Origin of the sequence: Mesorhizobium sp. M0243, assembly GCF_040321775.1 — a bacterium.
Classification (GTDB): Bacteria; Pseudomonadota; Alphaproteobacteria; order Rhizobiales; family Rhizobiaceae; genus Mesorhizobium.
In genome coordinates, this window is record NZ_JAMYSF010000003.1 from 121,160 (window position 1) to 147,046 (window position 25,887).

27 protein-coding genes are annotated in these 25,887 nt (G+C 63.1%); 6 read left to right on the plus strand and 21 right to left on the minus strand.

Translation table 11 applies throughout. From position 1 onward, the window contains the following. Window positions 1-31: 31 nt before the first annotated feature. From NKJ11_RS04700 to NKJ11_RS04715, 4 genes are all read right to left on the minus strand, one after another. Window positions 32-922, minus strand: coding sequence for a DMT family transporter (locus tag NKJ11_RS04700; protein ID WP_023813567.1), 891 nt, complete (start codon window positions 920-922; stop codon window positions 32-34). Window positions 923-934: 12 nt separating this feature from the next. Beyond that, the gene (locus tag NKJ11_RS04705; protein WP_023813566.1) at window positions 935-1,261 is read right to left on the minus strand and encodes an antibiotic biosynthesis monooxygenase family protein; all 327 of its coding nucleotides are present in this window, start codon (window positions 1,259-1,261) and stop codon (window positions 935-937) included. 58 nt (window positions 1,262-1,319) lie between these two features. Then, window positions 1,320-2,195, minus strand: a complete 876-nt coding sequence (locus NKJ11_RS04710; protein ID WP_128305064.1) for an alpha/beta fold hydrolase — start codon at window positions 2,193-2,195, stop codon at window positions 1,320-1,322. 84 nt (window positions 2,196-2,279) lie between these two features. Continuing rightward, entirely contained in the window at window positions 2,280-3,173 is an 894-nt protein-coding gene (locus NKJ11_RS04715) for a DMT family transporter (protein WP_352792780.1), read from the minus strand. Window positions 3,174-3,264: 91 nt separating this feature from the next. Between NKJ11_RS04715 and NKJ11_RS04720 the strand changes: the two genes are divergently transcribed. After that, window positions 3,265-4,191 (plus strand): LysR family transcriptional regulator, encoded by a 927-nt coding sequence (locus NKJ11_RS04720; protein WP_128305062.1) that lies wholly within the window; start codon window positions 3,265-3,267, stop codon window positions 4,189-4,191. Between the two features lie 39 nt (window positions 4,192-4,230). Here the strand turns inward: NKJ11_RS04720 and NKJ11_RS04725 are convergent, their stop codons facing one another. Then, a complete protein-coding gene (locus NKJ11_RS04725) occupies window positions 4,231-4,818 on the minus strand; it encodes a hypothetical protein (protein WP_352792782.1) in 588 nt (195 codons plus the stop codon). A gap of 125 nt (window positions 4,819-4,943) precedes the next feature. Between NKJ11_RS04725 and NKJ11_RS04730 the strand changes: the two genes are divergently transcribed. Continuing rightward, complete coding sequence (locus NKJ11_RS04730; protein ID WP_031213688.1) at window positions 4,944-5,177, plus strand: DUF2093 domain-containing protein; 234 nt, start codon at window positions 4,944-4,946, stop codon at window positions 5,175-5,177. A 120-nt stretch (window positions 5,178-5,297) separates the two neighbouring features. Here the strand turns inward: NKJ11_RS04730 and lpxK are convergent, their stop codons facing one another. The 6 genes from lpxK to NKJ11_RS04760 all read right to left on the minus strand — a co-directional run bounded on the left by lpxK (window position 5,298) and on the right by NKJ11_RS04760 (window position 10,929). Next, window positions 5,298-6,323, minus strand: a complete 1,026-nt coding sequence (gene lpxK, locus NKJ11_RS04735) for a tetraacyldisaccharide 4'-kinase (protein ID WP_352792783.1) — start codon at window positions 6,321-6,323, stop codon at window positions 5,298-5,300. Window position 6,324: 1 nt separating this feature from the next. Further along, a complete protein-coding gene (waaA, locus tag NKJ11_RS04740; RefSeq protein WP_128305059.1) occupies window positions 6,325-7,641 on the minus strand; it encodes a lipid IV(A) 3-deoxy-D-manno-octulosonic acid transferase in 1,317 nt (438 codons plus the stop codon). After that, on the minus strand, window positions 7,638-8,429 hold the full coding sequence (locus NKJ11_RS04745; protein ID WP_013532344.1) for a lysophospholipid acyltransferase family protein: 792 nt from the start codon (window positions 8,427-8,429) through the stop codon (window positions 7,638-7,640). Before NKJ11_RS04745 ends, waaA begins: the two co-directional genes overlap by 4 nt. A 5-nt stretch (window positions 8,430-8,434) precedes the next feature. Then, a complete protein-coding gene (locus NKJ11_RS04750; RefSeq protein ID WP_127288992.1) occupies window positions 8,435-8,680 on the minus strand; it encodes a DUF4170 domain-containing protein in 246 nt (81 codons plus the stop codon). Between the two features lie 103 nt (window positions 8,681-8,783). Next, window positions 8,784-9,599 carry a 3'(2'),5'-bisphosphate nucleotidase CysQ gene (locus NKJ11_RS04755; protein WP_128304770.1) on the minus strand — a complete coding sequence of 272 codons (816 nt, stop codon included), beginning with the start codon at window positions 9,597-9,599 and terminating at the stop codon, window positions 8,784-8,786. Beyond that, window positions 9,586-10,929, minus strand: a complete 1,344-nt coding sequence (locus NKJ11_RS04760) for a TldD/PmbA family protein (RefSeq protein ID WP_352792784.1) — start codon at window positions 10,927-10,929, stop codon at window positions 9,586-9,588. Before NKJ11_RS04760 ends, NKJ11_RS04755 begins: the two co-directional genes overlap by 14 nt. Window positions 10,930-11,096: 167 nt before the next feature. Between NKJ11_RS04760 and NKJ11_RS04765 the strand changes: the two genes are divergently transcribed. Further along, complete coding sequence (locus NKJ11_RS04765; RefSeq protein ID WP_352792786.1) at window positions 11,097-11,513, plus strand: VOC family protein; 417 nt, start codon at window positions 11,097-11,099, stop codon at window positions 11,511-11,513. A gap of 23 nt (window positions 11,514-11,536) precedes the next feature. Here NKJ11_RS04765 and NKJ11_RS04770 read toward each other — a convergent pair whose 3' ends face one another. Together NKJ11_RS04770 and epmA are read right to left on the minus strand one after the other, a co-directional pair. After that, window positions 11,537-12,787 carry an NAD(P)/FAD-dependent oxidoreductase gene (locus tag NKJ11_RS04770; RefSeq protein WP_352792787.1) on the minus strand — a complete coding sequence of 417 codons (1,251 nt, stop codon included), beginning with the start codon at window positions 12,785-12,787 and terminating at the stop codon, window positions 11,537-11,539. Between the two features lie 113 nt (window positions 12,788-12,900). Beyond that, the gene (gene epmA / locus NKJ11_RS04775) at window positions 12,901-13,941 is read right to left on the minus strand and encodes an EF-P lysine aminoacylase EpmA (protein WP_352792788.1); all 1,041 of its coding nucleotides are present in this window, start codon (window positions 13,939-13,941) and stop codon (window positions 12,901-12,903) included. Window positions 13,942-14,058: 117 nt separating this feature from the next. On the opposite strand from epmA, the gene efp reads away from it, so the two are divergent. After that, window positions 14,059-14,628: an elongation factor P gene (gene efp, locus NKJ11_RS04780; protein ID WP_128304774.1), complete on the plus strand. Its 570-nt coding sequence runs from the start codon at window positions 14,059-14,061 to the stop codon at window positions 14,626-14,628. Window positions 14,629-14,738: 110 nt separating this feature from the next. Here efp and NKJ11_RS04785 read toward each other — a convergent pair whose 3' ends face one another. Together NKJ11_RS04785 and NKJ11_RS04790 are read right to left on the minus strand one after the other, a co-directional pair. Next, entirely contained in the window at window positions 14,739-16,001 is a 1,263-nt protein-coding gene (locus tag NKJ11_RS04785; protein WP_352792789.1) for a hypothetical protein, read from the minus strand. A gap of 99 nt (window positions 16,002-16,100) precedes the next feature. Continuing rightward, the gene (locus NKJ11_RS04790; RefSeq protein WP_352792790.1) at window positions 16,101-17,825 is read right to left on the minus strand and encodes a hypothetical protein; all 1,725 of its coding nucleotides are present in this window, start codon (window positions 17,823-17,825) and stop codon (window positions 16,101-16,103) included. A gap of 191 nt (window positions 17,826-18,016) precedes the next feature. Between NKJ11_RS04790 and NKJ11_RS04795 the strand changes: the two genes are divergently transcribed. Then, on the plus strand, window positions 18,017-18,145 hold the full coding sequence (locus tag NKJ11_RS04795) for a hypothetical protein (RefSeq protein ID WP_352792792.1): 129 nt from the start codon (window positions 18,017-18,019) through the stop codon (window positions 18,143-18,145). 197 nt (window positions 18,146-18,342) lie between these two features. On the opposite strand, the gene NKJ11_RS04800 is transcribed toward NKJ11_RS04795, so the two are convergent. Beyond that, window positions 18,343-18,501: a hypothetical protein gene (locus NKJ11_RS04800; RefSeq protein WP_352792794.1), complete on the minus strand. Its 159-nt coding sequence runs from the start codon at window positions 18,499-18,501 to the stop codon at window positions 18,343-18,345. Between the two features lie 226 nt (window positions 18,502-18,727). On the opposite strand from NKJ11_RS04800, the gene NKJ11_RS04805 reads away from it, so the two are divergent. Beyond that, a complete protein-coding gene (locus NKJ11_RS04805; RefSeq protein WP_352792795.1) occupies window positions 18,728-19,267 on the plus strand; it encodes a dihydrofolate reductase family protein in 540 nt (179 codons plus the stop codon). Window positions 19,268-19,308: 41 nt separating this feature from the next. Here the strand turns inward: NKJ11_RS04805 and NKJ11_RS04810 are convergent, their stop codons facing one another. The 5 genes from NKJ11_RS04810 to NKJ11_RS04830 all read right to left on the minus strand — a co-directional run bounded on the left by NKJ11_RS04810 (window position 19,309) and on the right by NKJ11_RS04830 (window position 25,708). Continuing rightward, window positions 19,309-20,178 carry a patatin-like phospholipase family protein gene (locus tag NKJ11_RS04810; protein ID WP_352792797.1) on the minus strand — a complete coding sequence of 290 codons (870 nt, stop codon included), beginning with the start codon at window positions 20,176-20,178 and terminating at the stop codon, window positions 19,309-19,311. Beyond that, window positions 20,175-21,512, minus strand: a complete 1,338-nt coding sequence (locus tag NKJ11_RS04815) for a M16 family metallopeptidase (protein WP_352792798.1) — start codon at window positions 21,510-21,512, stop codon at window positions 20,175-20,177. Before NKJ11_RS04815 ends, NKJ11_RS04810 begins: the two co-directional genes overlap by 4 nt. Before the next feature lie 4 nt (window positions 21,513-21,516). Beyond that, entirely contained in the window at window positions 21,517-22,905 is a 1,389-nt protein-coding gene (locus tag NKJ11_RS04820) for a M16 family metallopeptidase (RefSeq protein WP_352553909.1), read from the minus strand. A 131-nt stretch (window positions 22,906-23,036) separates the two neighbouring features. Continuing rightward, window positions 23,037-23,591: a 16S rRNA (guanine(966)-N(2))-methyltransferase RsmD gene (gene rsmD, locus NKJ11_RS04825; protein ID WP_023813546.1), complete on the minus strand. Its 555-nt coding sequence runs from the start codon at window positions 23,589-23,591 to the stop codon at window positions 23,037-23,039. After that, on the minus strand, window positions 23,588-25,708 hold the full coding sequence (locus NKJ11_RS04830) for a pseudouridine synthase (protein ID WP_352792800.1): 2,121 nt from the start codon (window positions 25,706-25,708) through the stop codon (window positions 23,588-23,590). Before NKJ11_RS04830 ends, rsmD begins: the two co-directional genes overlap by 4 nt. Between the last annotated feature and the right edge of the window lie 179 nt (window positions 25,709-25,887).

Below are 25,887 nucleotides of genomic sequence, written 5' to 3' on the forward strand. Positions count from 1 at the left end.
GGCAAGCCAAGGAGATCGGCCGACAATGCGGTCACCCGCGATTTTCGCCTGGCGGCCCGAGCAGCGCGATCGCAGCCGCCGCCAGCAGGAGGATCGCACCGGCGATTTCAGCCCAGCCGACCGCCTCGCCGAAGAGCCAGGCTCCGGCCGCTAAAGCGACGATCGGCGAAACGAAGGCGTAGAGCCCGGCACGGACGGTGCCCCAATCACGCATCAGCACGAGATAGAGCGTATAGGCGACGATCGTGCCAAACAGCGACAGGAACAGCAGACTGCCGATGGCGGCCGGCGTGTGCAGCGCCTCGAGCGTCTCACCCGAGATCGGCTCCAGCACGAGCGACAGCGCAAGCAGTGCAACACCGCCGATCGCAGCCTGGACCATTGTCAGCGCCAGTGGTTTGACCGCGCCCACCAGCGGGCGCGAAACCACGCTGCCGAAGCAATAACAGGCGGTCGCAACGACGATCGCAGCGAGCCCGATGCCGCTCGAACCGCTTCCCGCGCCAAGCCGCGTCCAGAACAGCCCAACCAGCCCGATGCTGCCGATAGCGAGCGCGGAAGCGTGGCGCCAGGTCGGTCGCTCCTCGCCGGTGAATGCGGCAATCGCGAACAGCAGGATCGGGATCAGCGCCAGGTTGACCAGCCCCGACAATCCCGAGGGCACGTGCTGCATTCCCCAGAAAAGCAGACCGTAGGTGCCGGTATTGACCAGCAATGCCGAGACCACCGTCCGCCCCGTTCGCCCGTGGGCGAATGCCGCGCCGGCTCCACGCACCGCTGTTGCCAGAAGCGCGGCGGTCAGCAAATAGCGCGCCGCCGCCAGCAGTAGCGGAGGCACGTCATTGAGACCGAGCTTGATCGCCGCCCAGGTCAGCCCCCAGATCAGCGACATCACCGCGAAGAAGGCGAGATTGCGAACCACCAGATTCGCCGCTCAGCGCAGTCCCTGACGATCGACAAGTATCCGGTGGATGTCGATCCGCTCCGGCAGCTCGATCAGGAACTCGGCATCGCGGTCCAGATGATGGACTTTGGTCGGTTCGCCTCTGGTAAAGGCCGTCATCGCTTGCATGTCGGCCCAATACGAGATGGTTGTGAACCACGTCTCGGCATCGCGGTCTTCGCGCAGCAATTGGACGCCAAGCGCCGTCTTCTCAAGGGGCGGAATACCCTCGGCACGCAGGTATGGCTCATAGGCGTCGGCGACGTCGCGGCGGGTGCGACCGCGCCAGATGCGCGCGATGGTCGGTTTGGTCGGCATGAGGTTCTCCTTCAGACAGGGGACAACAACTGAGCGCAGCAAGCGACGCCGGGTGAGATCAGGCGTGAACACGAGCCAGGAAATCGCGGACCAGCGGCAGCGCGTCGTCGAAATGTGTCTCGAGCAGCCAGTGACCCGCCCCCTCGATCAGATGCAGTTCCGCATCGGGCAGATCGCGATTATAGGCCCGCGCCGACGCCGCGGGCATATAGCCGTCCTCTGGCCCCCAAACGATCAGCGTGGGCGGGTGGTGTTCACGCAAATAAGCCTGGTAACGCGGAAACCAATTGAGATTGGCTTCCAGCTTCTCCATCAGACCGACGGCGATCTGCCGACGAACCGGCGTGTTCATCAATGGCCAGTGAAGGCTCCAGAGATCGGGCGGCACGCGGATTGCAACGTCGTCAGCCACTTCCCCGATGAACTCGCCCCGGAACCCGTCCTCGCTCACGGCGGCCTCGAGCGGACGGTGCTTGTAGGGCGACTTGTCGGTCCACCAAGCCTTGATCGTGGCGTATTTGGGTCCAAGCACGTCTTCGTAGATGTCGCCGTTCTGGATGATCAGGGCGCTGATCCGCTCCGGGTGCGAGATCGCATGCCGGAGTCCTATCTGCGAGCCATAATCATGCAGCCACAAGGCGTAGCGTTCGAGACCGAATTCACCGGCAAGTTTGGAAAGCACGTCGGAATAGGCGTCGAAATCATAGCCAAAGGCGGCCGGATCTGGTGTGCCACTGTATCCGAAGCCCGGCCAGTCGAATGCAATCGTTCGCCAGCGGTCGGCGAGCGCCGGCATCAGTCGGCGGAATTGGAACGAAGAGCAGGGATAGCCGTGCGGCAAGAGCAAGACAGGTGCTTCTGGCGGCCCTGCCTCGCGATAGAAAATGGATAGATCATCCAGTTGCATGCGTCGGTGCGTCGTTGCACCCGGCATTCGGACCTCCGTCGAATAAACACCGGCTAAACGCCTTTGACCGAGGGATCGTTCCGAATGAGGGAAGCGGACGGACGGCAATATTCATCTCTTCAAATTCACCACGATGACACCGCCCAGGGCCAGCGCGCCCCCGATTATGCCGAGCAGCGTGGGGACTTCGCCCAGCCAGAAGAAGCCGATCAGCGCGGACATCGGCGAGACCAGATAGAGGAAGTTGGAGGCACGTGCGGCGGGCAGACGCGACAGCGCGGTCGCCCAGGCGGCATAGGCGATGAGGCTGGGCACGATGCCGAGAAAGATGACGGCGCCGAGGCCTGCCGTGTCGGCAACCGCCGCCTGCGAAAAGGCCGACGGCAGGAAGGGCGCCAGGCATAGTGCGCCGAGCACCATGTTCGAAGCCGAAATGGTCAACGGATGATGGCGGGCAAACAGCGGCTTCTGGACGATGGTGTTGACGGCCGAGCACAAGGCCGAGCCAAGCACCAGAAGAGCACCGGTGTTAAATGACAGGCCATGCCCGTCGGCCATGGCGATGACGCCTATGCCGGCGAAGGAAATCACCGTGCCGGCCCAGGCCATGCCCGAAAAGCGCTCGCCCAGCAGGACCATCGCCATAATGGCGGTGAAGATCGGGCTGACATTGATGATGAAGCCGGCGGCACCGGCCGAGACGGTCAGTTCGCCGAAATTGAGCATGACGGTGTAGAGCGCGACGAAGATGGCGCCGCCGAAGACCAAGCGCCACACTTCGTTCAGCCTGGGCAGCGCCGGGCGCTTGACGGCGAGGAAGATCGCCGCCGGCACCGCGGCGATGGCAAAGCGCAACGCGCCGAGTTCCAGCGGTCCGAACGCGGCGAGACCGGCTCGGATGGCGGGAAAGGCAGAAGCCCAGCCGACCACCGTCAGCGCGACAGCAATGGCTGCCGTGGTGTCCATCCGCTGTGTCGAATTCAACGTGCCCGTCATTGCGTTCATCTCACTACCCTCGCATTCTTCGGTCCTGAAAGGCAGGAAACGCCATTTCAGGCCGGTTGACAAACGACCAGATCGAGGATCACCTGTGACTATGGATCACAGCTCGGACACAATGGTGCCGCTCGAGACGCTGCGCGCCTTCGATGCGGCGGCGCGGACAGGCAGCTTTTCGGCGGCCGCAGAAAAGCTCAACATCACCCATGGCGCCGTCAGCCGGCAGATCGCCAAGCTCGAGGACTGGCTGGGATTGAAAGTCTTCGACCGTGGTGCGCGCGGCGTCTCGCTGACGATCGAGGGGAACCGGCTGCATCTGCGCACGGCGGAAGCTTTTGCGCTGATATCGACCCATTCCGACCGCTGGGTCGAGCCGCGTGGCACCGCCGTGGTGCGGCTGACCTCGATCCCCTCGGTCAGCGGACTGTGGCTGATGCCGCGCATGGCGGCTCTGGAAAACAATCCCTCGAAGCTGCGCATCGTGCTCGATGTCGACATCCGCCAGGCCGACCTTGCCGATGAGGGCATCGATCTCTCCATCCGCTGTGGACGCGGCGGCATTCCGGGCCGCGTCTCGGTGCAGCTTTTCGAGGAACATGTCTTCCCCGTCGCGTCACCCGGGCTTGCCCGCGAGATCGGCCGCGGCGACCCGGCCCGGCTGCTCAAATATCCGCTGATCAACGATTCCGACGCGTCTGCCTGGCGCGCCTGGTTTGCCGCGCAAGGCATGGATTATCGCCCGCGCCCGCAGGACCGCCGCTTCGAGGACTACAATCTGGTGCTCGACGCCGCCGCCTATGGGCTGGGCATCGCGCTGGCACGCCCACCCCTGACCGGGCATCAATTGCAATCGGGCCGCATCACTCCCGTCGATGAGCGCACCGCGCTCAATCCGGTGTCCTACTGGCTTGACCGGCCGATCGGGCGGCCGCGTGCCGCAGCCGCCGACCTCGCCCGCCGCATCGCGGCAGAGGCCGGGCTGGCTCCGGACAAGATCGAGGCGTTCATCGAAGCCGAGCGATAGGCCTCTCGGACATATATCGAGAACCGGCCGATTCGAAGCTCAGCGAAGCAACAACAGAACGAACCCGAGGATCACGGCTCCCAGAAAACCGGCCATTATCGAAACAAAGCCAATTTTCACCAGCAACTGCTCAGGGCTCGGCACCGCACCATGGGATTGATTGGCCGGCCTGTGCCTGCCCGCCAATGTACCCAGGGCGGCAGCGTTGCGCGGGACTGGAGCCTGCGGCGGGATAAGCGACAGCAATGACAGCCCCGCAACCCTGGCAGGAGCATTGTCATTGGCCGTTGTCGAAAGCGGCAAGAAGGCTCGCAGCGTTTCGGCTTCGGGTTCTGCCTTTCTCGCCGCGATCGTTGCCAACGCCGCCTCTTCGCCCGTCTCAAGCTGGGCAAGATAGGCATCGACGATGCCAGCTGATGCGATCTGCTGCGATTTGACGGCCATCGGCGCGACCGGCAAAGTCAACAGCGCTGGCGCTGTCTGTTGCGCAAGCAGAGACGGCGCCGGCGGTTGGACCAGCGCCTTGACCAGTGCCGTCATGACTGGATCAGCCTGCCCCGAGGGCACTGCCTGCGGCGTCATCACTTCCCTGAGCAACGCGGGAAGACGAGTGGAGGAAATGTCCATTGCGGCCCACCAACACCATTTTTCCGCTTCACAATAAGCGTTCAGCATTGTCTCAGGCTTGTCGCATGCTTGACCTCGCCGGGAATTTATGGCGATGAAATCCTCATGAACCCTGGCGTCCCCGCATGATGAACCGTTTCGAAGGCCCCGGCGGCAAGGAAGCCCGCATCCGCTATCTGGATGGCGACTTCCAGGTTACCAGTCCCGGCGCGTTCGTGCGCTGCGCGGTGACAGGCGAAAGCATTCCGCTCGACGAGTTGAAATACTGGAGCGTCGCCAGGCAGGAGCCCTACATCAGCGCCACCGCCTCGCTGCGCCGCGAAATCGAGATGCATCCGGAGCTGCGTAAGCGCGGTTAGAGCAGTTCACCGTTTCACGGAACGGCGAACCGCTCTATCTCTTTGTTTTGACGCAATTCCCAAGGGAAAGCGCTATGCGCTTTTCCCGGGAACCCGTTTCACACTTTTCCTGGAATTGCTTTAGCCTTTCAGCTTGCGCTGGCGCCAGGCATCGAGGGTCTCGTCGATGATGCGCTCGGGAACGTGATCGAGCTCGAAGACAGTGTCGATCTCCAGCACCTCGAGCCGGTCGAGAAAGTCCTGTGAGGCGCCGTGGCGCAGCCGGGCGGCGTCCTTGGCGGTGGTGATGAGCACCAGCCCTTCGGCGTGCGCGGTCGCCGCCAGCTCGGCAAGTTCGTCCTCGGCATAGAAATGATGGTCCGGAAACGGCCGCGTCAACGCCAGCTCGCCGCCCGCCTCGCGCACCGTATCGAAGAATTTCTCGGGATGGCCGATACCGGCAAAAGCCAGGAACCGCCTGCCGGCAAGCCCTGTCTTGCCGCTTGGTTCCGTATGGGCCTCGAAGATTGGCCGGCCGGCGCGTGCCGCCTGGCGGACCACGCTGTCGGCGGCGATGCCCTCGCCCATTTTCAACAGCCCGCTGGTGAAGACCAGCTGGTCGACGATTTTGGCCCTGAGCGGACCGCCCGGAATGACGCGGCCATTGCCGATCCCATAGCGCGCATCGACGACGACCAGCGCATAATCGATGTGGATGCGGGCGCTCTGGAAGCCATCATCCATGATCAGGAAATCGCAGCCATGCCGTTCCAGCAGCAGCCGAGCGCCGGCGGCGCGGTTCGGCGTCACCGCCACCGGCGCGTGTTCGGCGAGCAGCAGCGGTTCGTCACCGACATGCCTGGCACTGTCATGGTCGATATCGACCACGTGCGGCTCGGCGAAGGAGCCGCCATGGCCGCGCGACAGGAAGCCTGGTTTCAGATGCATGCGCTTAGCCCGTTTGGCGAGCGCGATGGCCACCGGTGTCTTGCCGGTGCCGCCAACCGTAAAATTGCCGATGCACAGAACGGGTGCCTCGATCTTCTCGCGCTTGGCCCGCCGCATGCCGCGGCCGGCGGCGGCGGCATAGATGGCCGATAGCGGCGACAGCGCCAAGACCCGCCAGTCCGGCTCTTCCCACCAGAATGGTGGTGCTTCGGAGGCCACGTTAGCGCCCGTTAGCGCCCTTCAGGCGCGACTTGACGACCAGCGGCTGGATATAGGGCTCGAGCGATTTCAGCGTGCGCGCCAGCGCGCCGCGCATTTCGTCGACGGTCGCCACGCCTGCCGCCATCATCTCGTGGCGCGCCACTTCGTTGGTCAGGAGGAAATTGACGGCGCCGGCCAGCATGTCGCGATCGCGCACCAGCTTGGCGCCGCCGCTGTCGAGCAGACGCTGGTAGGCCTCGCGAAAATTCTGCACATTGCGCCCGGCGAGAACCGCCGTGTCGAGCATGGCCGGCTCCAGCGGGTTCTGGCCACCCTCGGAGGTAAGCGAGCGGCCGACGAAGGCGATTTCGGTCAGCCGGAGATAGAGTCCCATCTCGCCGATCGTGTCGCCGAGCAATATATCCGTGTCGGCGGCGATCCTGTCGCCCTTGCTGCGCCGCGCGACCTTCAGGCCCATGCCGGAAATTTGTGCCGCAAGCGCCTCGCCGCGATCGGGATGACGCGGAACGACGATCGTCAGCAGACCATGGTGGCGTTTGTGCAGCGTCGCGTGGACTTCAGCCGCGACCACTTCCTCGCCGTCATGGGTCGAGATCGCCGCCCAGGTCGGGCGCGTGCCTACCTGCCGCCGCAGCGTCGCCAGCGCCCGTTCGTCGACGGGCGGCGGCGAGGTATCGACCTTGAGATTGCCCGACACGGTGACCGGCCGCGCGCCTAGCGCCAGAAACCGCTCGCCATCGACATCCGACTGCGCCACGACGTGAGCCAGGTTCTCGAACAACGCCTCGGCGATGTTGGCCCGTTTCTTCCACGACTTGAACGAGCGGTCGGACAGCCTGCCATTGACCAGCACCTGCGGCACGCGGCGCGCGCCGAGCTCGAGGATGGTCATCGGCCAGATCTCGGATTCGGCGATGATCGCCAGATCCGGCTGCCAGTGATCAAGGAACCGGCTGACCGCCGGCTTCAGGTCGAGCGGTACGTATTGATGGATGATCCGATCACCGAGCCGCTCGTCGGCGACCTGCGCCGAGGTGACCGTGCCGGTCGTCAGCACGATGTTGACGCCGTAGTCGAGAATGCTTTCGACCAGCGGCACGACGGCTATGGTCTCACCGACGCTCGCGGCATGGATCCAGATCACCGGCCCGTCGGGGCGCGCGCGGCCGGCGACGCCATAGCGCTCGCGGCGGCGGTAGCGGTCTTCCTTGCCGCGCGAGGTGCGCCAGGCAACATAGGGCCCGACCAGCGGATAGGCTGCCGCACCCGCGAACCGGTAAGCCGACAGCATGGCCCGTGCCCAGCGGCCGCTCATCGCGGAGCATCCACGAGACGGTAGGCCTCGGCAGTCGCGGCATTGAGCGCGGTCGTCACTTCCTGGCGCTTGCGCTCCATTTCGGCGTCATCGGCGCCGGCCGCCACGAAGATCGGCTGGCCGATGACGATCGACGAACGGCCGAACGGCAGGTTGATGGTGGTCTTGTCCCAGCTCTTCTCCAGCACCTTGCGGCGGCTGGTGGTGATGGCGACGGGCACAAGCGGCCGGCCCGAGAGGCGGGCCAGGAGAACGATGCCAAGCCCTGCGTCTCGCGGCGTGCCGTGCGGAATATCTGCGATCATGGCGACGTTCTTGCCGACGGCGAGCGACTTTTTCAGGGCGATAAGCGCTTTTGCCCCACCCTTGTCGAGATGCCTGGCATTTTCCCGCCCGCCCGACCCGCGCACCGCCTCGATGCCGAATTTTTCCAGCATCAGCGCGTTGAGCTCGGCATCGGCGCTGCGTGAGACCATGGCGACCAGCGGCTTGCGCTTGGGGTAGTAGGCCGGCGTCAGCAGATGCTGGCCGTGCCACAAGGCTATGATGCCAGGCTCGAACTCGGTATAGGCGCCGCCCGAAAACCGCGCCGAGCCCTCCACGACGCGATTGGTGAGGCGCACGAAGCGGACGAACTGGGCGAACAGGCTGGCGATGGCGTTCTTGACGAATCGCGACTGCGCCAGCGGTTGGCGAATCTTGCGCCAGAAGGCCTTGGTCGTGCGGCTGCGTCCCCTGCCCGTGGGCGCGGCATCGCTTGCTGGCCCTTTCGCCAGGTCATGCTCCATCGAAGTCAACCGGAAGCCTTGTTGTCGGGGTCCAGCAGCCGGTGCAGATGAACGACGAAATAACGCATGTGGGCGTTGTCCACGCTGGCTTGCGCCTTGGCTTTCCATGCCGTGTGCGCGGATTGATAGTCGGGATAGATGCCGACGATGTCGAGCCCGTCGAGATCGCGGAATTCGGTACCGCCAAGCTTCTTCAGTTCGCCACCGAACACCAGATGCAAAAGCTGTTTCTTTCCGTCTTCCGCGGCCATGTCGGTCCTTCACATATCGTGAGTTTGTGACAGGTCTAGACCAAAGCCGCCGACTTTGGAACCTTTAGGGCGAGATGAATTCATCTCGCCCGGGAAAACGCTTTCACGCGTCCAGACCGGCGATGACGCCGGCGAGCACGGCCAGCAATTCACCGCTGCCTGCAGCGAGCGCGCCGTGACGGGTCACCTCGCCGGCATAGAGCGGAGCACGGCCATGCTGGTCGAGCAGCTGGCCGCCGGCCTCGCGCAAGATGAGGTCGGCCGCGGCGATGTCCCAGTCATGCGCGTTCGGCTTGACGAAAGTGGCATCCAGCGCGCCATTGGCAATCATGGCCAGCCGATAGGCGAGCGAAGGGCTGTAAGGCGCCCGTTTCAGCCGCGCCTGCCATTCGGCCGGCATCAGGTCGGTCAACTGCTTCAGCCCGGAAATCTCGGCCGTATCCGCCAGCTTGCGAACCGCAATGCGCTTGCCGTTGCGGAAAGCACCCTGGCCGGGCAGCGCCCAATAGGTCTCCTCCATCGCCGGGCATTCCAGCACGCCGGCCAGCGTACGGCCACGCTCGACGACGGCGACGCTGACGCACCAGGTGCGCTGGCCTTCCAGAAAACCGCGTGTGCCGTCGATCGGGTCGACGACGAAGGTCCGGCGTGCGGAAAGCCGGACCGGATCGTCGACCGTCTCTTCCGACAGCCAGCCATAGTCGGGCCGGGCCGCCAGCAGCGTTTCGCGCAGATAGGCGTCGGCGGCATGGTCGGCCTCGCTGACCGGCGATGTGCCGCCCTTCATCCAGACTTGTGGGCTGTTGCCGAAGTAGCGCATGGCGATGACCCCCGCCTCGCGGGCGGCATCGCGCAGCAGCGGCAAGTCCCCAGAGGCGCCGGAGATGGCCCCGGCTATGGTCAGGTCATGCTCCGGCAAGGGTCATGCCTTCGATCAGGAGCGTCGGCGCGGCGGTGCCGAAATTGCGGTCGAGGTCATCGGCCGGCACCATGTTGAGGAACATCGTCTTCAGGTTCGAGGCGATGGTGACCTCGGCGACCGGATAGGCAAGCTCGCCATTCTCGATCCAAAAACCGGAAGCGCCACGGCTGTATTCGCCAGTGATCATGTCGACGCCCTGGCCGAACACTTCGGTGACGTAGAAGCCGGTCTTGAGCGATTTGATCAGCTCTTCCGGCGACCGCTCGCCCGGTTCGATGGCGAGATTGGTGGAGGATGGCGTCACGGAAGAGCCGCCGCGCGCGCCGCGGCCGTTGGTGACGAGGCCCAGTTCCCTTGCGGCCGAGGTCGACAGGAACCAGTGGTTGAGCACGCCCTTCTCGACCATCAACAGCTTTTCGCCCTCGACGCCTTCACCGTCGAACGGCCGCGAGGCCTGGCCACGCAGCCGGAGCGGCTCGTCGGTGACGGTGATGGCGGACGCGGCTACCTGCTTGCCCATCATGTCGCGCAGGAACGAGGTCTTGCGCGCGACCGAGGCGCCGTTGATGGCGCCGGCAAGATGGCCGGCGATGCCGCGCGCGACGCGCGGATCGAAAACCACGTCGACCGGCCCGGTCGCCGCCTTGCGCGCGCCGATGCGGCGCACGGCGCGCTCACCGGCCTTGCGACCGATGTCCTCGGGCGCATCGAGATCGGCAAAATGCTGGCGCGAGGAGAATTCATAGTCGCGCTCCATGCCGGTGCCCTCGCCGGCGATGACGCTGGCCGAGCGCGAGAAACGCGAGCCGACATAGTGGCCGAGGAAGCCGTGCGAGGTGGCCAGCACCAGGCCACCCAGCCCCGCACCGGCGCTGGCGCCGGCCGAATTGGTCACGCCCTTGACGGCAAGCGCTGCCGCTTCGGCCGCCAATGCGGCTTCCTTCAACTGGTCGGCGGACACTTCGGTGGAGTCGAACAGATCGAGATCGCGCGTCTGTTTGGCCAGCAATGCCGGGTCGGCCAGCCCCTGATAAGGATCCTGCGGCGACACTTTCGCCATCGCCACAGCGCGCTCGGCCAGTGTTTTCGGGTCGGACGCCGCGGTCGCCGAGACACTCGCCACGCGGCCGCCGACGAAAACGCGCAGCGCGACATCCTCGCTCTCGGAGGCTTCGGTAGCCTCGACCTTGCCGAGACGCACCGACACCCCAGTCGAGCGGCCGCGCACGGCCACCGCGTCGGCGGCATCGGCGCCGGCCTTTTTTGCAGCCTCGACCAGAGCCGCGACGCGGTCGGTCAATTTTGCTGCGTCTGATATATCGGTCATGCCTGAAATCCTGCTGGTGCGGCCGGTGTGCGGCCGTTGCCCACCCATCTATTGTTCCGGTCCGGCTTGTGCAATGGCATAGGCTTCAATCAAAATGCAGGGTGGGCGGTTCAAAACCGCGAACCCTGTGACGCAAAATCGGTCCGCAGCCTGCACGGAGCATTTCGATGACGCCTTTCCATCTCGCCTTCCCGGTCCGTGATCTCGATGAAACCCGCGTTTTCTATGGCGAGGTGCTGGGCTGCGCGATCGGCCGTTCGTCGGCGACCTGGGTGGACTTCGACCTTTACGGCCACCAGATGTCGGCGCATCTGCGGCCGCAGGCCGCACAAGCCCCCGGCGACGGCAAGGTCGACGGCATCACCGTGCCGATCCCGCATTTCGGCGCCGTGCTCTTGATGGACGACTGGCAGCGCCTGGCGACGCGGCTGGAGGCGCGCGACGACATCGACTGGCTGGAACGGCCGATGGTCCGTTTCAAGGGCGAACCCGGCGAACAGGCGACGCTGTTCATCCGCGACCCCTCGGGCAATGCCTTGGAATTCAAAGGCTTTCGCTCGCTGGAGCAGGTTTTCGCCCACTAGCTCAGATCGAGGGCATCGGTCGATCAACGGCCGAAACGGCCCGCCGCGAAAGGTGCGAGCCGCGCCGGATCGCCGCGTCCGCCGATCAAGTCGGCGACCAGCCGCGCGGTGATCGGAGCCAGCGTCAGGCCGAGATGGCCGTGCCCGAAAGCATGGATTACGCGGGAGCTGCCGCGCGAAACGCCGATGACCGGCCTGGAATCCGGCAGGGACGGCCGGAAGCCGAGCCATTGCGAGGCAGGCGAGCCGAGCCCGGGAAAAATTTGCCTGGCGCCACGGTCAAGCAGCGCCAGCCGGCGCGGATTTGGCGGCGCGACCAGGCCGCCGAGTTCGACGGTGCCGGCGACCCGCAAGCGGCCAGCCATCGGCGTCAGGTAGAAACCAAGATCGACGGGACACACAGGCCGGTTGAGCAGCGGCGCGTCGGTGTGGAATTCCAGATGATAGCCGCGCTCGGTCTCGAGCGGAATCCTGTCGCCGGCCTGCGCGGCCAGTGCGCGTGACCGTGCACCGGCGGCGATCACCACCGTGCCAGCCTTGATGCGAACGCCGGGGCCGCTGAGCTGGACACCGCCAGCCTCGACCTGCAGCCCGGTGATCTCAGCCTGCTTCACCGATGCACCACGGGCGCTCACCGCGCCCAGCAACCGCCGCATCACCATTGCCGGATCGGTGACATTGATCGAGTCGGGAAAATACACGCCATGCGCTGCTGTCGCCGGCAGGCCCGGCTCAAGTGCCGCCACCTCTTCCGGAGTCAGCACCTCTTGGTGGATGCCAAACCCAGCGCGCACTGCCCGGCCGCCGGCGCCAGCGGCAAAATCGCTCTCGCGGCGATAGAGGTAAAGACAGCCATTGCGGCGCAGCAGATCGTCCAGATCGGCCTCCCCAGCCATGTCCTCCCAGGCCGGGAGGGCGTCGGCCAGCAGTCCGGCGAGCGCCAGCGCATTGGCCCGGGTGGCCGCCGGCAGCGATTGCCGCATGAACCGAACGAGCCATGGCGCCAGCTGCAGCAGCGCCGGCCAGCGCAGCGAAAACGGGCTGTCGGGATCAAGCAGCAGCTTTGGCAACGCCCGCAGCACCGCAGGAGTGCCGACCGGCATGCAGGCATATTCGGCGATCGTCCCGGCATTGCCGAACGACGCGCCGGAGCCCGGCTCGTTCGGATCGATGAGCAGAACTTCGCGGCCGTCCGCGACAAGGCGAAGTGCCGTCGCCAGCCCGACAACTCCGGCGCCGACAATGGCGATTTCGACCGTTTCAGAAGCAGCCACTGTGGATCTTCCCGATTGACCTTGAAATCCCGTACCGATCATGTGGTCTCTTGGTTCGGGGTCACGGTCCAGTCTTGATCCCTGGAATCGAATAGGCCAGATCTTTCCGCGCCTCAGGCAACAGGCGTCCAGATCACGTCCTCGATCTTTTGCGCGCCGGTGGCCAGCATCGCCAGCCGGTCGAAGCCGAGCGCGATTCCGCTGGCCGGCGGCATGATGGCAAGGGCGGCAAGAAAATCCTCGTCCAGCGGATAGCGCTCGCCATAGATGCGCTGTTTCTCATCCATCTCGATGACGAAACGCCGGCGCTGCTCGTCGGCGTCGGTCAGTTCGCCAAAGCCGTTGGCGAGTTCGACGCCGCAGCAATAGAGCTCGAAACGCTCGGCGACGCGCGAGTCGTTCGGGCTCGGCCGCGCCAATGCCGCCTCGGCCAGTGGATATTCGCACAGGATGGTCGCCCGCCCCTGCCCGAGCAACGGCTCGATCTTTTCCACCATCACACGGCTGAACAAATCTGCCCAACTATCGTCGGGCGCAGTGCGCAGGCCGGCCTGGGTCAACGCCGCATACAGCGCGTCGCGATCGGTGCTGCCGTCGGCGGCGACCGTTGCCAGCAGATCGATGCCGGCGTAGCGAGTGAAGGCCTCCGCCACCGTCAGCCGTTCCGGCTCGGCAAACGGATCGCAGTCGCGGCCCCGAAACGAGAAAAGAGTAGCCCCTGCCCTTGTCGCGGCCAGCGCCAGAAAGGCGGCGCAATCCAGCATCAGGCTCTCATAGGCCTCGCCCACGCGGTACCATTCGAGCATGGTGAATTCGGGATGGTGCAAAGGGCCGTGCTCGCGGTTGCGGTAGACCGGACCGAAGCTGAAAATCCTGACTTCACCGGCGGCAAGCAGCTTCTTGCAGGCGAATTCAGGCGAGGTGTGGAGATAGAGCGGCGCCCTTGCACCGTCCGGCCCGACCGCTTCGGTGACAAAAGCCGCCAGATGCGCCTCGTTGCCGGGTGAGACCTGCAGGGCCGCCGTTTCCACCTCGACGAAATCATGGGCGGCGAACCAGTCGCGCAGGCCGGCGGCGATGCCATTGCGCAGCATCAGCCGCGGGCGGCGGTCGGCATGGACATGCGGCGTCCACCAGGGCGAAGCTTCGGTCATGGGGCTCAGATCATGGTGGAATGGGGCTGGCGGCGGCGGCCAAGATGCGGTAGGCCCCCACCCAGCGCCGCACAAGCCGGCAAACGCCAGTCAACTCTTCTTGCAGGATTTAAAACCGTGGTGAAAGTCATCGCCAGTTCGCTCCGCAAAGGCAATGTCGTCGACAGGGACGGCAAGCTTTATGTGATCCTCTTTGCCGAAAACATCCACCCAGGCAAGGGCACGCCGGTAACGCAGCTCGACATGCGCCGCATCGGCGACGGGGTGAAGGTTTCGGAGCGCTACCGCACCACCGAACAGGTGGAGCGTGCCTATGTGGAAGAGCGCGAGCACACCTTCCTCTATCGCGACGGCGAAGGCTTTCATTTCATGAACCCGGAAAGCTACGACCAGGTGGCGGTGTCGGAAGCCGTGGTCGGCGACATGGCGCCTTACCTGCTGGAAGGCATGGCCGTGCAGGTGTCACAGTTCAACGGCATTGCCATTTCCCTGGTGCTGCCGCAGCGCGCGACCTTCGAAGTGGTGGAAACCGAGCCGACGACCAAGGGTCAGACGGCCTCGTCGTCCTACAAGCCGGCCGTGCTGTCCAACGGCGTGCGCACCCTGGTGCCGCCGCACATCGCGCCGGGCACCCGCGTGGTGGTGATGACGGCGGATGGGGCTTATGTGGAGCGCGCGAAGGACTGAGGGGGCGCAACCTTCCGGTTCAAATTTGCTGCCAGCTCTCATGTGAACAGGCAAGCGGCTCCTCGCGAGGTAGAGACGGAGCCGAATGCCTTGGCGTCGGTAGCGAGCCGCTAACGAGATACCGACGCAACTAGGAATCGCCCTAGACGAACCCAGTATGTTCGAAGCTCATTTGTCATTGGTGCAAAATCTGGTGAATGAATGTAGCGCTGCATGCTGGCCACCGATATCAATTGGTCATCACGACGAACTCTGTCTATTTCGTCATGATAATGCTGATCAATCACCCCCCTTTGCAACAAACTTGACGCGACCGCGCCCACTTTTTGGGATAAAGTGTCGCGAGCTCGGAGACTATGCTCAACCATATAGCTCTCCATAGCGAGTTCGAGAAGTATTCGCATAAGCGCCGAGATTGCGTTCGGATGTTGCTGTAGCTGGAGCGATTGCAGTTCCTCCCAAACAGCGCGGATGCGCTGTTGGGTACCAAGCCATTGGATATGCGGCGAGTCAGCTGGAATGAAAGTTGTTTGGAGTGGGGACGGAGAAGGCCTCCTTCGCGGCACTCTCGGCGTATGCTCGGGACTCTCTGGCTCTTCAAGTCGTTCGTCATCTCCAGGTAGGATGCCTTCATCTTGCAACCTATTTAGGTATGTTCTTTTACCTTCGTTATTCCAAAGGTGCCCCAGAGTGACTACCTGATTTGCAAGATCGGTAGCAATTCGTGTCAATGCGTCAGCCACTGCCTCACGATCATGCGTCAGGTAGAATCGCCTGCCCGCTGTGCTAAACCCCGCCCGGCGGCGAAACTCTTCGGACGAGAGTAGGCGCGTTAAAGTGGACCAAGGAATTGTGCCTGCCGGCAGGCGGCCCTCCTCGGCGAGAAACCGTTCGACTTCGGAGGCAACGTTTACTCCGCTTCCTTGGCCGGTACGCTCTACAAAATTCAGTTTTGCCCGATCATTCCAATCAAGCTGACCAACGCCCTTTTGGGAGCCCGTATGCCGCCGATACAAGATCGTATCGATTAAAACCCGATCCTCTTCCACCCGGCAATTCAACCTCGTTGGAATTTCCCTATTCCGATTGTCTTGAAGGTTTTGGAAATACTTCCGTAGTTCTTGGGTCGGGGCACGCGCAGGCTCAAGCATAAGCTTCAGGCAAGTTACGCGCCGATTTCCATCAAACACGACAAAAATCTCTCCGCTTGGCATTACCAGCGGAGGGTCGTAGATGGCACCTTCTGCAGCTATGTCGACTGCCAGATTCTTCATCTGAAGATCATGCAGTCGAAACAGCTCTGCTATCGCGCTGGATTCGTTCACAAGCTCACCGTGGCGATCGTTGGAACGATTAACTCTCAGGTCAGCCACATTTAGATCATGATAAGCCAAGGGCGCCCCAATCGTTCTGCTATTCAATTACTGAAGTGAGCTATCACCAAACCAGCCAAAGTAGAAATCTCGTCAATGCTAGGCCATTCCTTCCTTCTTGTTTAGCTTAAGCAACACGTTCCTTTTCGACTGCGCAGTAGAGATTGCCTTTCGACATGGATCGATTTCTGATATATATCCGTTCATCTGAAGCACTTCCGCCGCCTCTTCATAGTATTCAATGACTCTTTCAAGATCAGCTAAAGCTACCATGACCTCAGCCCGGTCTGCATGGTAAGCAAAAAGAGAACCGAGGGTTGTACGAAGCTGCGCCCAACGGTAAGCATCTCGTTCAATCCCCATCACTTCCGACGCCACTTCAAACGAGTGAACCGCTCTTGCCAGGTAGACTTCTGAAAGCTGCTGGTTCTGAAGTGCGACAGCATGTTGAAACAAAAGTCTGCCCATTTCCAACTGGGCGTCAGCGAAGCGAAAAGGAAATGTAGCAGCCGGGAACGTCTCTATGGCGGCGTTAATCTCCACGATCGCGCGCAAGCGTAAGAAATACCTTTCGTCTGCGCCGATCCCATCGGCATTTGCACGGATTGCAAGGATCATGCCTATGTTGAGATGAGACGCGCCCCAGGTATCAATATTGCCGTATCTCTCACTGTTCACGACCGCCTGCATGAAAGCACTTAACGCTTTGGCTTCCATATCAGCAATACCGCCTCCGCCCAGTGCAGCTAAATTTCTATAGAGTGCACCTAAGCTATTGTTTAGATGCGACATGATCGGGCCAGCAGCCTCGTCTCCTCCAAATTTCTCTTGTGTTGAGGTAAGAAGCGCGATGGCCTCCTGAAAATCGTCGAGATTTGAGGTGGCCTTAGCTCGGTCTCGAAGGCAATTGGCAAGCCCGACCGCAGAGGTTGTGGCCTTGTATGCATCCGCCTGGGTTTCCGGCGCTTCCACAGCCAGCTTGGAGTAGTGAATCGCCTTTGACAGAGCCTCGTCCCTACGCGAAGACTTCGGATCATCATATTCATTCCGATAGCTTAGGCCGAGGTGATAGCCGACCTCCGCCATGGCTATGGGATCGGCTTTGACGCTCGGCAATGTCAATAATAACTCGAGAAGTTTTGCTCCGACAAAAAAGAATGGCCTCAAAGACCGACGTGAAACCTCATACAAATCTTGGGCTACCAAATTTATTTTTTCGGCCATCTCTTCTTCATCGAACGGTCGATAAAACTCTACCGCGGAATGGTAATGACCGAGGGCTGCGTCAGGATCGCCTTTGAGCAAGCTACTGTCTCCGCGAGAGATACGAATATCCGCATGCTTTCGGACCTCAACTAGAGTGCGGTCACGCTGATACTGCTCCTCTGCTTTGGCGAGGAGTAAATCGACATCATCAAATCGGCCGTCGGCTAATGCGCTGGCTGCGGCATGCTTAATCTGTTCAAGCCCCCGCTCATCAGCGTCAATGTTGCCGATTTGGTCACGCAATTTGGCCCATTCCGTAGCTTTTTCGCGAAGAAATTGATCGAGCTCCGCAAGAGTAGCTGAAGGCTGCTCGTGTTCGAACTGACGGGCAATCGCTTCTATTAGGTTTCTCGCCTCGCGATAAGCGCGATCAAGGTCATCCTCTGGCTTCGCAGAAGCCTGCTTAGCGCATGCTTCAATTTCGGATGTGGTGATACCAAGCGCCGCGATAATCGGGTCAATTGTCTTCGGATGCGGGTTGGCGACACTACCGCTTTCCAGTTCGCTAATGCGGCGTGTTTTCCCGCTTGTTCCGAATGCATCTTCGGCCAGTTGCATCTGCGTAAGCCCTTGGGTTTGACGCTTCTGACGCACGAGGGCACCGAGCGCCTGCCCAAAGCTTCTCATAATCCGCATTTACTCCGCATTTTTTACGCCTCTGAACCGCATTCTCGTATGTCCCTTCTGAGCCACACTGTCACTTCAAATATGCTGTCGACCCGGCAGTAAGCTCAGGTAGGAAGTTTTTCATGAATATTTCGAAGCTCCTTTCTGTCGCCATAGCATTTCTCTACCTTTGTTTGGTGCTTGGTATCGACACCAAATTGCTGGCAGCGCTGATCAGTCTCTTAAAAGCTTTGACCGATTTGCGTCGATGACTATGAGGACGCCAAACGCTTTAACTAGTTTCTGTCATAGGCAGTCATTAATCTCGCCAAAACGATCAACCGAGCGCGGGCGTGGGAGTCGAATTAGGTAGACAAGTCGCCAAACCTCTATGTTAGCTTCTTGCAATTGAGCCGTTGCAAAGCACCATTCAGCGGGATTCCAGAGTATTTTTCGCAAGCGCCAAGCATTAGATCGCGCCCATTGATGCACCGCCTCCCACCAGCCACCCGCGGCGCTTGCTCTTCCCGCCCCTAGCCTCCACCACCTTCTCAACCTGCCTTTTCAGCTCGTCTTTGATATCCACCGTCTCGCTCATCATAGCCTCGATCTTCAGGAAATCGAGCACATGGATTTTGACACTGCCGGGCAAACCTAGATGTTGGGGCAGCACTACTTCAGCTTGTTGGCAATGATTGACTGCATCATGAAATTGCGTAGCGCCGGGCACAGGGGCGGAGGTCGACGCCAGCGTCCGACGTCTACTAAAAACAACCAAGCGCAGCGATATTTTTCACGAAGCATGTCGCAAAGCGTCCGCGCATTCCGTCCTTTGACAGAAGAAGGAGAGCGCCATGCGAAAACTTATCGTCACCGAATTCATCAGTGTCGATGGCATTGCCGAGGTCAAGAAGCTGCCCGGCGTGACCTGGAACGACGAGATGAACAGGTTCAAGGAGGACGAGCTTGCCGATAGCGGCGCCATGCTTTTGGGGCGCACGACCTATGAGATTTTTGCCGGCTCATGGCCCACGGAAACCGGAGATTTTGCCGACCGGTTCAACGCGCTGCCGAAATATGTCGCTTCCACCAGCCTGAAGGCGCTCGACTGGAAGCCGGCGCAATTGCTGAAGGGACCGCTGCCGGATGCGGTCAGGACGCTGAAGCAAGGCAGCGGCGGCAACATCTATGTGCATGGCAGCCTCAGCGTCGCGCAGGAATTGCTGCGCCATGGCCTGGTCGACCGCGTCAGGCTGCTCAGCTACCCCGGCGCCGTCGGTCAGGGCAAGCCGCTGTTCCTAGCCGGCGAGCCGGTGTCGCTCGAACTGATTTCGGCGACGCCGTTCAGCAACGGTGTTGTGGCGCTGGAGTATGTGCCGGTGGCGAAATCGTAAATCGGTTGGAGCCTTTCAGATCGCGTCGGGAAGATGCATCCTCACCCGACCTGCTTTCCTCGCCTCCCTTTAACGGCGGCGGCGCCCCGCACCTCCACCACCCTCTCCACCTGCCGCTTCAGCTCGTCCTTGATATCCACTGTCTCGTTCATCAGCGCATCGATCTTCAGGAAGTCGAGCACACGGTATCTTGAGACTGCCGGGCGGACCAGGATGTCGGGGCGGCATTGTTTCAGCTTGTTGGCGATGATCGACTGCATCATCAGCTGCGTGGCGCCGAACATCAGGTCGACGGAGGTCGGCTGCTTGCGGTCGGCCTCTTCCGGCGCGCCGACCACGTCGACGCCGATGATGATGTCGGCATCGTTCTCGATCAGGTCGAACGGCACGGGGTTGTAGATGCCGCCGTCGATCAGCAGCCTGCCGTCGCGCATCACCGGGCGGAACACGGCGGGTATCGCCGCTGACGCCGCCAGGGCCGAGTGCAGGTCGCCGTCGTCGAAGACGGCCAGCTTGTGGCCGAAATAGTCGGTCGCCGTCACCTTCAGCGGGATTTTCAGCTCGGCAAACGTTTCGGGAATGGCTTCGGGCAGAAAGGCCTTGAGGATGCGCTCGACGTTGAACTGGCTGACGCGGATGCCGTTCTGCACGGCTTCGGCGATCGTGCCCGGCCGTGCCCGCCACATGCGGCTCGCCACTTGGGCGCGGCGGCCGAGGATCGAGCGGGCATAGTCGTGGATGTCCTTGCCGGTCATGCCCGATGCCATGCCGGCGCCCATGATGGCGCCGATCGACGAGCCGGCAATCGCCACCGGCTTGATGCCCAACTCGTCCAGCGCCTCGATGACATGGATATGCGCCAGCCCGCGCGCGCCGCCGCCGCCGAAGGCGATGCCGAAGGTCGGGCTCATCCCTTGCCGGCTCCGGCCAATTTCGGGCCGATGACCATGATGGTCGGCTCGGCGGTCAGCAGCTTCTTCGCCGCCGCCTTGACCTGGTCGAGCGTCACCGCGTTGATGTAGCCGGCGCGGCGCTGCATGTAGTCGATGCCGAGATCGTCGAGCTGCAGTTCGACCAGCGTCGAGGCGATGGCGCTGGACGAGTCCAGATTGTTGATGGCGTAGGCGCCGATCATGTATTTCTTGGTCGCCGCCAGTTCCGCCTCGGTCGGGCCTTGTTCGGCCAGTCGCTTGACCACATCGCGGACGATGCCCAGCGTCTCGGCCGCACGGTCGGAGCGGGTGCCGGTGCTGACAATCAGCGCGTTGGCGTGGTCCTGGTTGATGAGCGAGGAGTTGACGCTGTAGGCCAGCCCGCGCTTCTCGCGCACCTCCTGGAACAGGCGCGAGGTGAAGGTGCCGCCGCCGAGGATCTCGTTCATCAGCACGGCGGGGAAAAAATCCGCCGCTTTGCGCTTCACGCCGGGAAAAGCGAGCTGCAGGGAGGTCTGCGGCAGGTCGTAGTCGACCTCGATATGCTGCGCCAGCTTCGGGTCGATATCGGCCACCGGCCTCAGCGCCTGGTTTTGCGGCAGGTCGCCGAACACCATGTCGAGCTTCTTCTTCAGCGTCTCCGCGTCGATGGCGCCGACAACGGCGACACGCAGCCCGCCGCGCGCGAACACCGCTTTGTGCAGGGCTTTGAGATCATCGGGCGTGATGGTGGCGATGCTTTCCTTGGTGCCCTGGTCGGAGCGGGAATAGGGATGATCGCCATAGAGGGCGCGCGCCCATTTGTTCTGCGCCACCGTGTCGGGATCATTCTCGCCGGCGATGATGCCGGACAGGATCTGGGCGCGGATGCGGTCGATCGGCAGCTGGTCGAAGCGCGGCTCGTTGACCGCCAGCCGCAACAGGTCGAACGCCTGGTCATGCTGCTCGGCCAGCATGCGCATCGAGCCATAGATGCCGTCGCGGCTCTCGTCGAAGCTCATCTCGGCGCCGGCATCGTCGAGCTTGATCTGGAAGTCTTCACTGTCAAGCGGGCCGGCGCCTTCGTCGAACAGGCCGGTCATCAGATTGGCCAGCCCTTCCTTGCCGACCGGATCCTGCGTCGAGCCGCCGCCGAAGACGAAGCGGATGGCGACGACCGGCACGGAATAGTCCTCGACCAGCCAGGCGGTGATGCCCTTCGGCGAGGTGACGGACTGGATCTCCATGGCCCGCGCGGTGAGTGCCGGCAGGATGAGGAAGAGGACGGAGAGGAAGAGGGTGGTGAGGGGTGCGCGTACCGCGTTCGTGCTCATCAAATCAATTCCCCGCCTGTTGCTGCGGCAAGAGATAGCCGGTGGTCGACCGGGCGAGCACCAGGTAGCGCGCGGCGACGGCCTTGACCTCATCTGTCGTGACCTTGCGGATGCGGTCCGTCCATTGCTGGACGTCCTGCACATTGCCGCCGGTGGCCAGCGTCGAGCCGTAAATGTTGGCCATGGAATCCTGCTTGTCGCGGGCAAAAATCATCGACCTGACATAGCGGTCCTTGGCCTTCTCCAGCTCCGATGGCGTGACGCCGTCCTTGACGATGCGCACCACTTCGGCATCGACCGCCGCTTCGACGTCGGAAATCTTGGCATCCCCGCGCGGCGCGCCATAGACGGTGAAGTTGGTGTCGTCGAGCATGGTGCCCTGGAAAAAGGCGCCGGCGCTGGATGCGATACCTTGCTGGACGACGAGCGCCTGGTAGAGCCGGCTGCGATTGCCGCCGCCAAGGATCTCCGCCAAGAGGTCGAGCGCTTCCGCCTCGCCCGGCTTGCCGGTGTGATAGGACGGCACCACCCATTGGGTGGAAAAGCTCGGCACGCTGACGCGGGCATCGGCGAGCGTCACCGTGCGCTTGGTGTTCTGCTCCGGCTCGACCGGACGGATGCGCGGCGGCAGATCGGGGCCGCGTGCCACCTTGCCATAGGTCTTTTCGGCCAGCGCCCGCACCGTGTCCGGTTCGACATCGCCGGCGACGATCAGCACCGCGTTGTTGGGCCGGTAATATTTGTCATAGAAGGCAACAGCGTCGGCGCGGTTCAGCTGCTGCATCTCCTGCATCCAGCCGATGACCGGGATGCGATAGGGCTGGTTCTGCCACAGCGTCGCATCGACCTCCTCGTCCAGCACGGCCTCGGGGCTGTTGTCGATGCGCGAGCGGCGCTCCTCGAGGATGACATCGCGCTCGGTCTTGATCACATCGTCGGTGAGAATGAGATTGCGCATGCGATCGGCCTCGAAGCTCATCATCAGCTCGAGCGCCGACGGCGCCACCGTTTCGTGGAAGGCGGTGTAGTCGTAAGAGGTGAAGGCGTTGTTGGAGCCGCCGATATCGGAGATGGCGCGGTCGAACTCGCCGGCCGCATGGTTGGTCGTCGCCTTGAACATCAGATGTTCGAAGAAATGCGCAATGCCGGATTTGCCGGGCGGCTCGTCGGCGCTGCCGATCTTGTACCAGACCATGTGGGTGACGATCGGCGCACGGTGGTCGGGAATGACGACCACCTCCATGCCGTTGTCGAGCAGGAAATCCGTGACCTTGAACTCGGCCGGAACCGTGTTGGGCAAGACGGGGCTCTCGGCCAGCACCGGACCGGTTATCGCAAAAGCCAAAGAGGTCGCCAACAGCGTTCCGCGCAGCCATTCAGCCTGAAATGTCATCGATGGCTCCGGTTTCTTGGCGGACGATAGGCAAGGTGCTGGCGACAAGCAAAGTGAATTGTTGGTCATGTTGCCGGCAAAGGCGGCGGCAAAGAGGCCGGCCCATGAGGCCCGGCCAAGGATGCAGGCTATCAGACCGCCTCGACAAAGCGGATAACGGTCTCGCCATAGTTGCGCTCGTCCAGCACCGAAAAGCCGGGACCAGGCTCGAACGGCGCCACTGCCGCCTCTTCGACCACGCACAGCGCGCCGGGGCGAAGCCAGCCGCCGGCTTTCGCCGACTGCAAGGCGCGCTCGCCAAGACCCTTGCCATAGGGCGGGTCGGCGAAGACGAGGCCGAACGGCGCCAGCGTGCCGGCCTCGCCGAGGCCCGTGGCGTCGCGACGGAAGATCTTGGTGCGGCCGGTCAGCCCAAAGGCCTCGACATTGTCGCGGATCAGGCCACGGCCTTCGGCCGATTCCTCGATGAAGACCCCGTAGGAGGCACCGCGCGACAGGGCTTCGAGCCCCAGCGCGCCGGTGCCGGCGAACAGGTCGAGCACGCGCGCACCGTCCAACTGCGCGGCAAAGCGATGCGCCAGCACGTTGAAGACCGCCTCGCGGGTGCGATCGGTCGTCGGACGGATGGCGCTCGAACGGGGCGTCGCCAGCGGACGCCCGCGAAACTCACCGCCGACGATTCTCATCTCGCTTTGGGGCCTCGGGGACCATTGCGCGGACGCTCACCGCCGCCGGCCCCGCCCGGACGTTCGCCTCTCGGCTTGCCGAACGGCTTGGCACCGGCCGGTTTGCCATAGGTCGGCTTGAACGATGCCTTTCGCGCCTTTGCTTCAGCGGCCTTGGCTGCGTCTGCGTCGGCCCTGCCCTTGCCGATCGGCCGCGCGCCCGGTGCCATCCAGACATTGGCCTTGCGCTGGCCGGGCGGCTCGATCGGCCGCTGCTCGCGCTCGGACTTTTTGCCACCACCCCGAGGCTTGTCGCCGAAACCGCCGCGTGGCTTGTCACCGAAGCCACCGCGCGGTTTGTCGCCAAAATTGCCGCGCGGCTTGTCGCCGAAGCTGCGTTCGGGACGCGGGCCGCGTTCGCCAAAACTCTTCTCCGCGCTTCTGTCGGGACTTGTCGACAGTTTGCCCAGAGCCTCGTCGCGGCTGCCTTCGCGGCGTTTGCGGTTCTTGATCAGACCGCCCTCCCCGATCGGGCGGCGCTCACCGTCGCGGGTGAATTTCGGCCGCTCCGGCTCCGGCTCGCGAACTTCGGTGCGCCGCACCGGCTTGTTGGAAAACGGCTTGGTGACATCGGCGTCGAAATTGGCGCCGGATTCCTCGACCAGGCGCTCGCCGAGTTGGTCACGCAGCACGCGCCCCTTGATCTCCAGCACATGGCCCTCGGCGAGGTCATCGAGCTGGAACGGCCCGTAGGAGATGCGGATCAGCCGCGTAACGTCGAGGCCGAGCGAACCCAGGATGTTCCTGACTTCGCGGTTCTTGCCCTCGCGCAGGCCGATCGTCAGCCAGGCATTGGTGCCTTGCTCACGGTCGAGCGTCGCTTCGATGGCACCGTAGAACACGCCGTCGACGGCAATGCCTTCACGGAGGCCCGCAAGCGCGCTTTCCTCGACCTTGCCGTGGACGCGCACCCGGTAGCGGCGCAGCCAGCCGGTGGCCGGCAGTTCGAGCACGCGCGAGAGGCCGCCATCATTGGTGAGCAGCAGCAGGCCTTCGGTGTTGATGTCGAGCCGGCCGATGGTCATCAGCCGCGGCAATTCAGCCGGCAGCACGTCGAAGACGGTCTTGCGGCCCTCGGGATCGCGGTTGGTGGTGACGACGCCGGCCGGCTTATGGAACAGGAACAGCCGGGTGCGCTCGATCGGCGGGATTTCCATGCCGTCGAGATGGATGATGTCATCAGGCATGACGTTGAAGGCCGGTGAAGTCAGGGCGCGGCCATTGACCTTGACGCGGCCGGCGGCGATCAGCTCCTCGGCATCGCGGCGCGAGGCCAGGCCGGCGCGGGCCAACCGCTTGGCGATGCGCTCGCCTGCCTCTTCCGCGCCCTCGGCGGGACGCGGGCGTGGCTTGAAGCTGCCGCCTGCCGCGCCTTGCGGCCGATCGTTGAAATCCCGCTTCGGCCGGTCGCCGAAATCACGCTTGGGGCGGTCGGCGAAGTCACGCTTCGGTCGATCGCCGGCTTCGCGCGGCGCGCGGTCACTGAAATCACGCTTGGGACGGTCGAAACGCTTTTCGCCGTCCGCTGCCGCCGCAGCCGGCCGGTCTCCCCGCGGTGCATAGGGCTTGCGCGGTCCTTCGCGCTTCTCATACGGTTTGCGCTCACCCTCGGCGGCCATCGGGCGATCGCCGCGCGGTGCGTAGGGCTTGCGTGGTCCTTCGCGCTTCTCGTACGGTTTGCGCTCACCCTCGGCGGCCATCGGGCGGTCGCCGCGCGGTGCGTAGGGCTTGCGTGGTCCTTCGCGCTTCTCATACGGTTTGCGCTCACCCTCGGCGGCCATCGGGCGGTCGCCGCGCGGTGCGTAGGGCTTGCGCGGCCCCTCGCGCTTCTCAAAAGGCTTCCCTTCGGGTCGCGGGCCTTTGCCGAAAGGCTTGTCGCCGCCCTTGAAATCGCGCTTCGGCCGCTCGCCATCAGCGGCCATCGGCCGATCGCCACGCGGTGCGTAAGGCTTCTTGGCGCCAAAGGACGGCTTGCCGCCCTTGCCCGCGGCGCCATCTCGGCTGCGCGGTCCCGCGGCTTTCGGCCCACTCTTGGCCGGACCCTTCCTGGGTCGGAATTTCTTCTCGTTGTCGTCCATGTGGCCTTTATCCGTTTGCGCTGCTACAGCGTGGCGCATCCTTTCGGGCGCGCAACGAACGCTGTAGCACTTTTGATGTGGCGCATGATCATTTTCGAAAACCGAGTCCCGATTTTCGAGGTCCTGCGCTCAATAACAGGATCACCGTCAGGTGGCGAGGAGATAATCGGAGTGAAAAT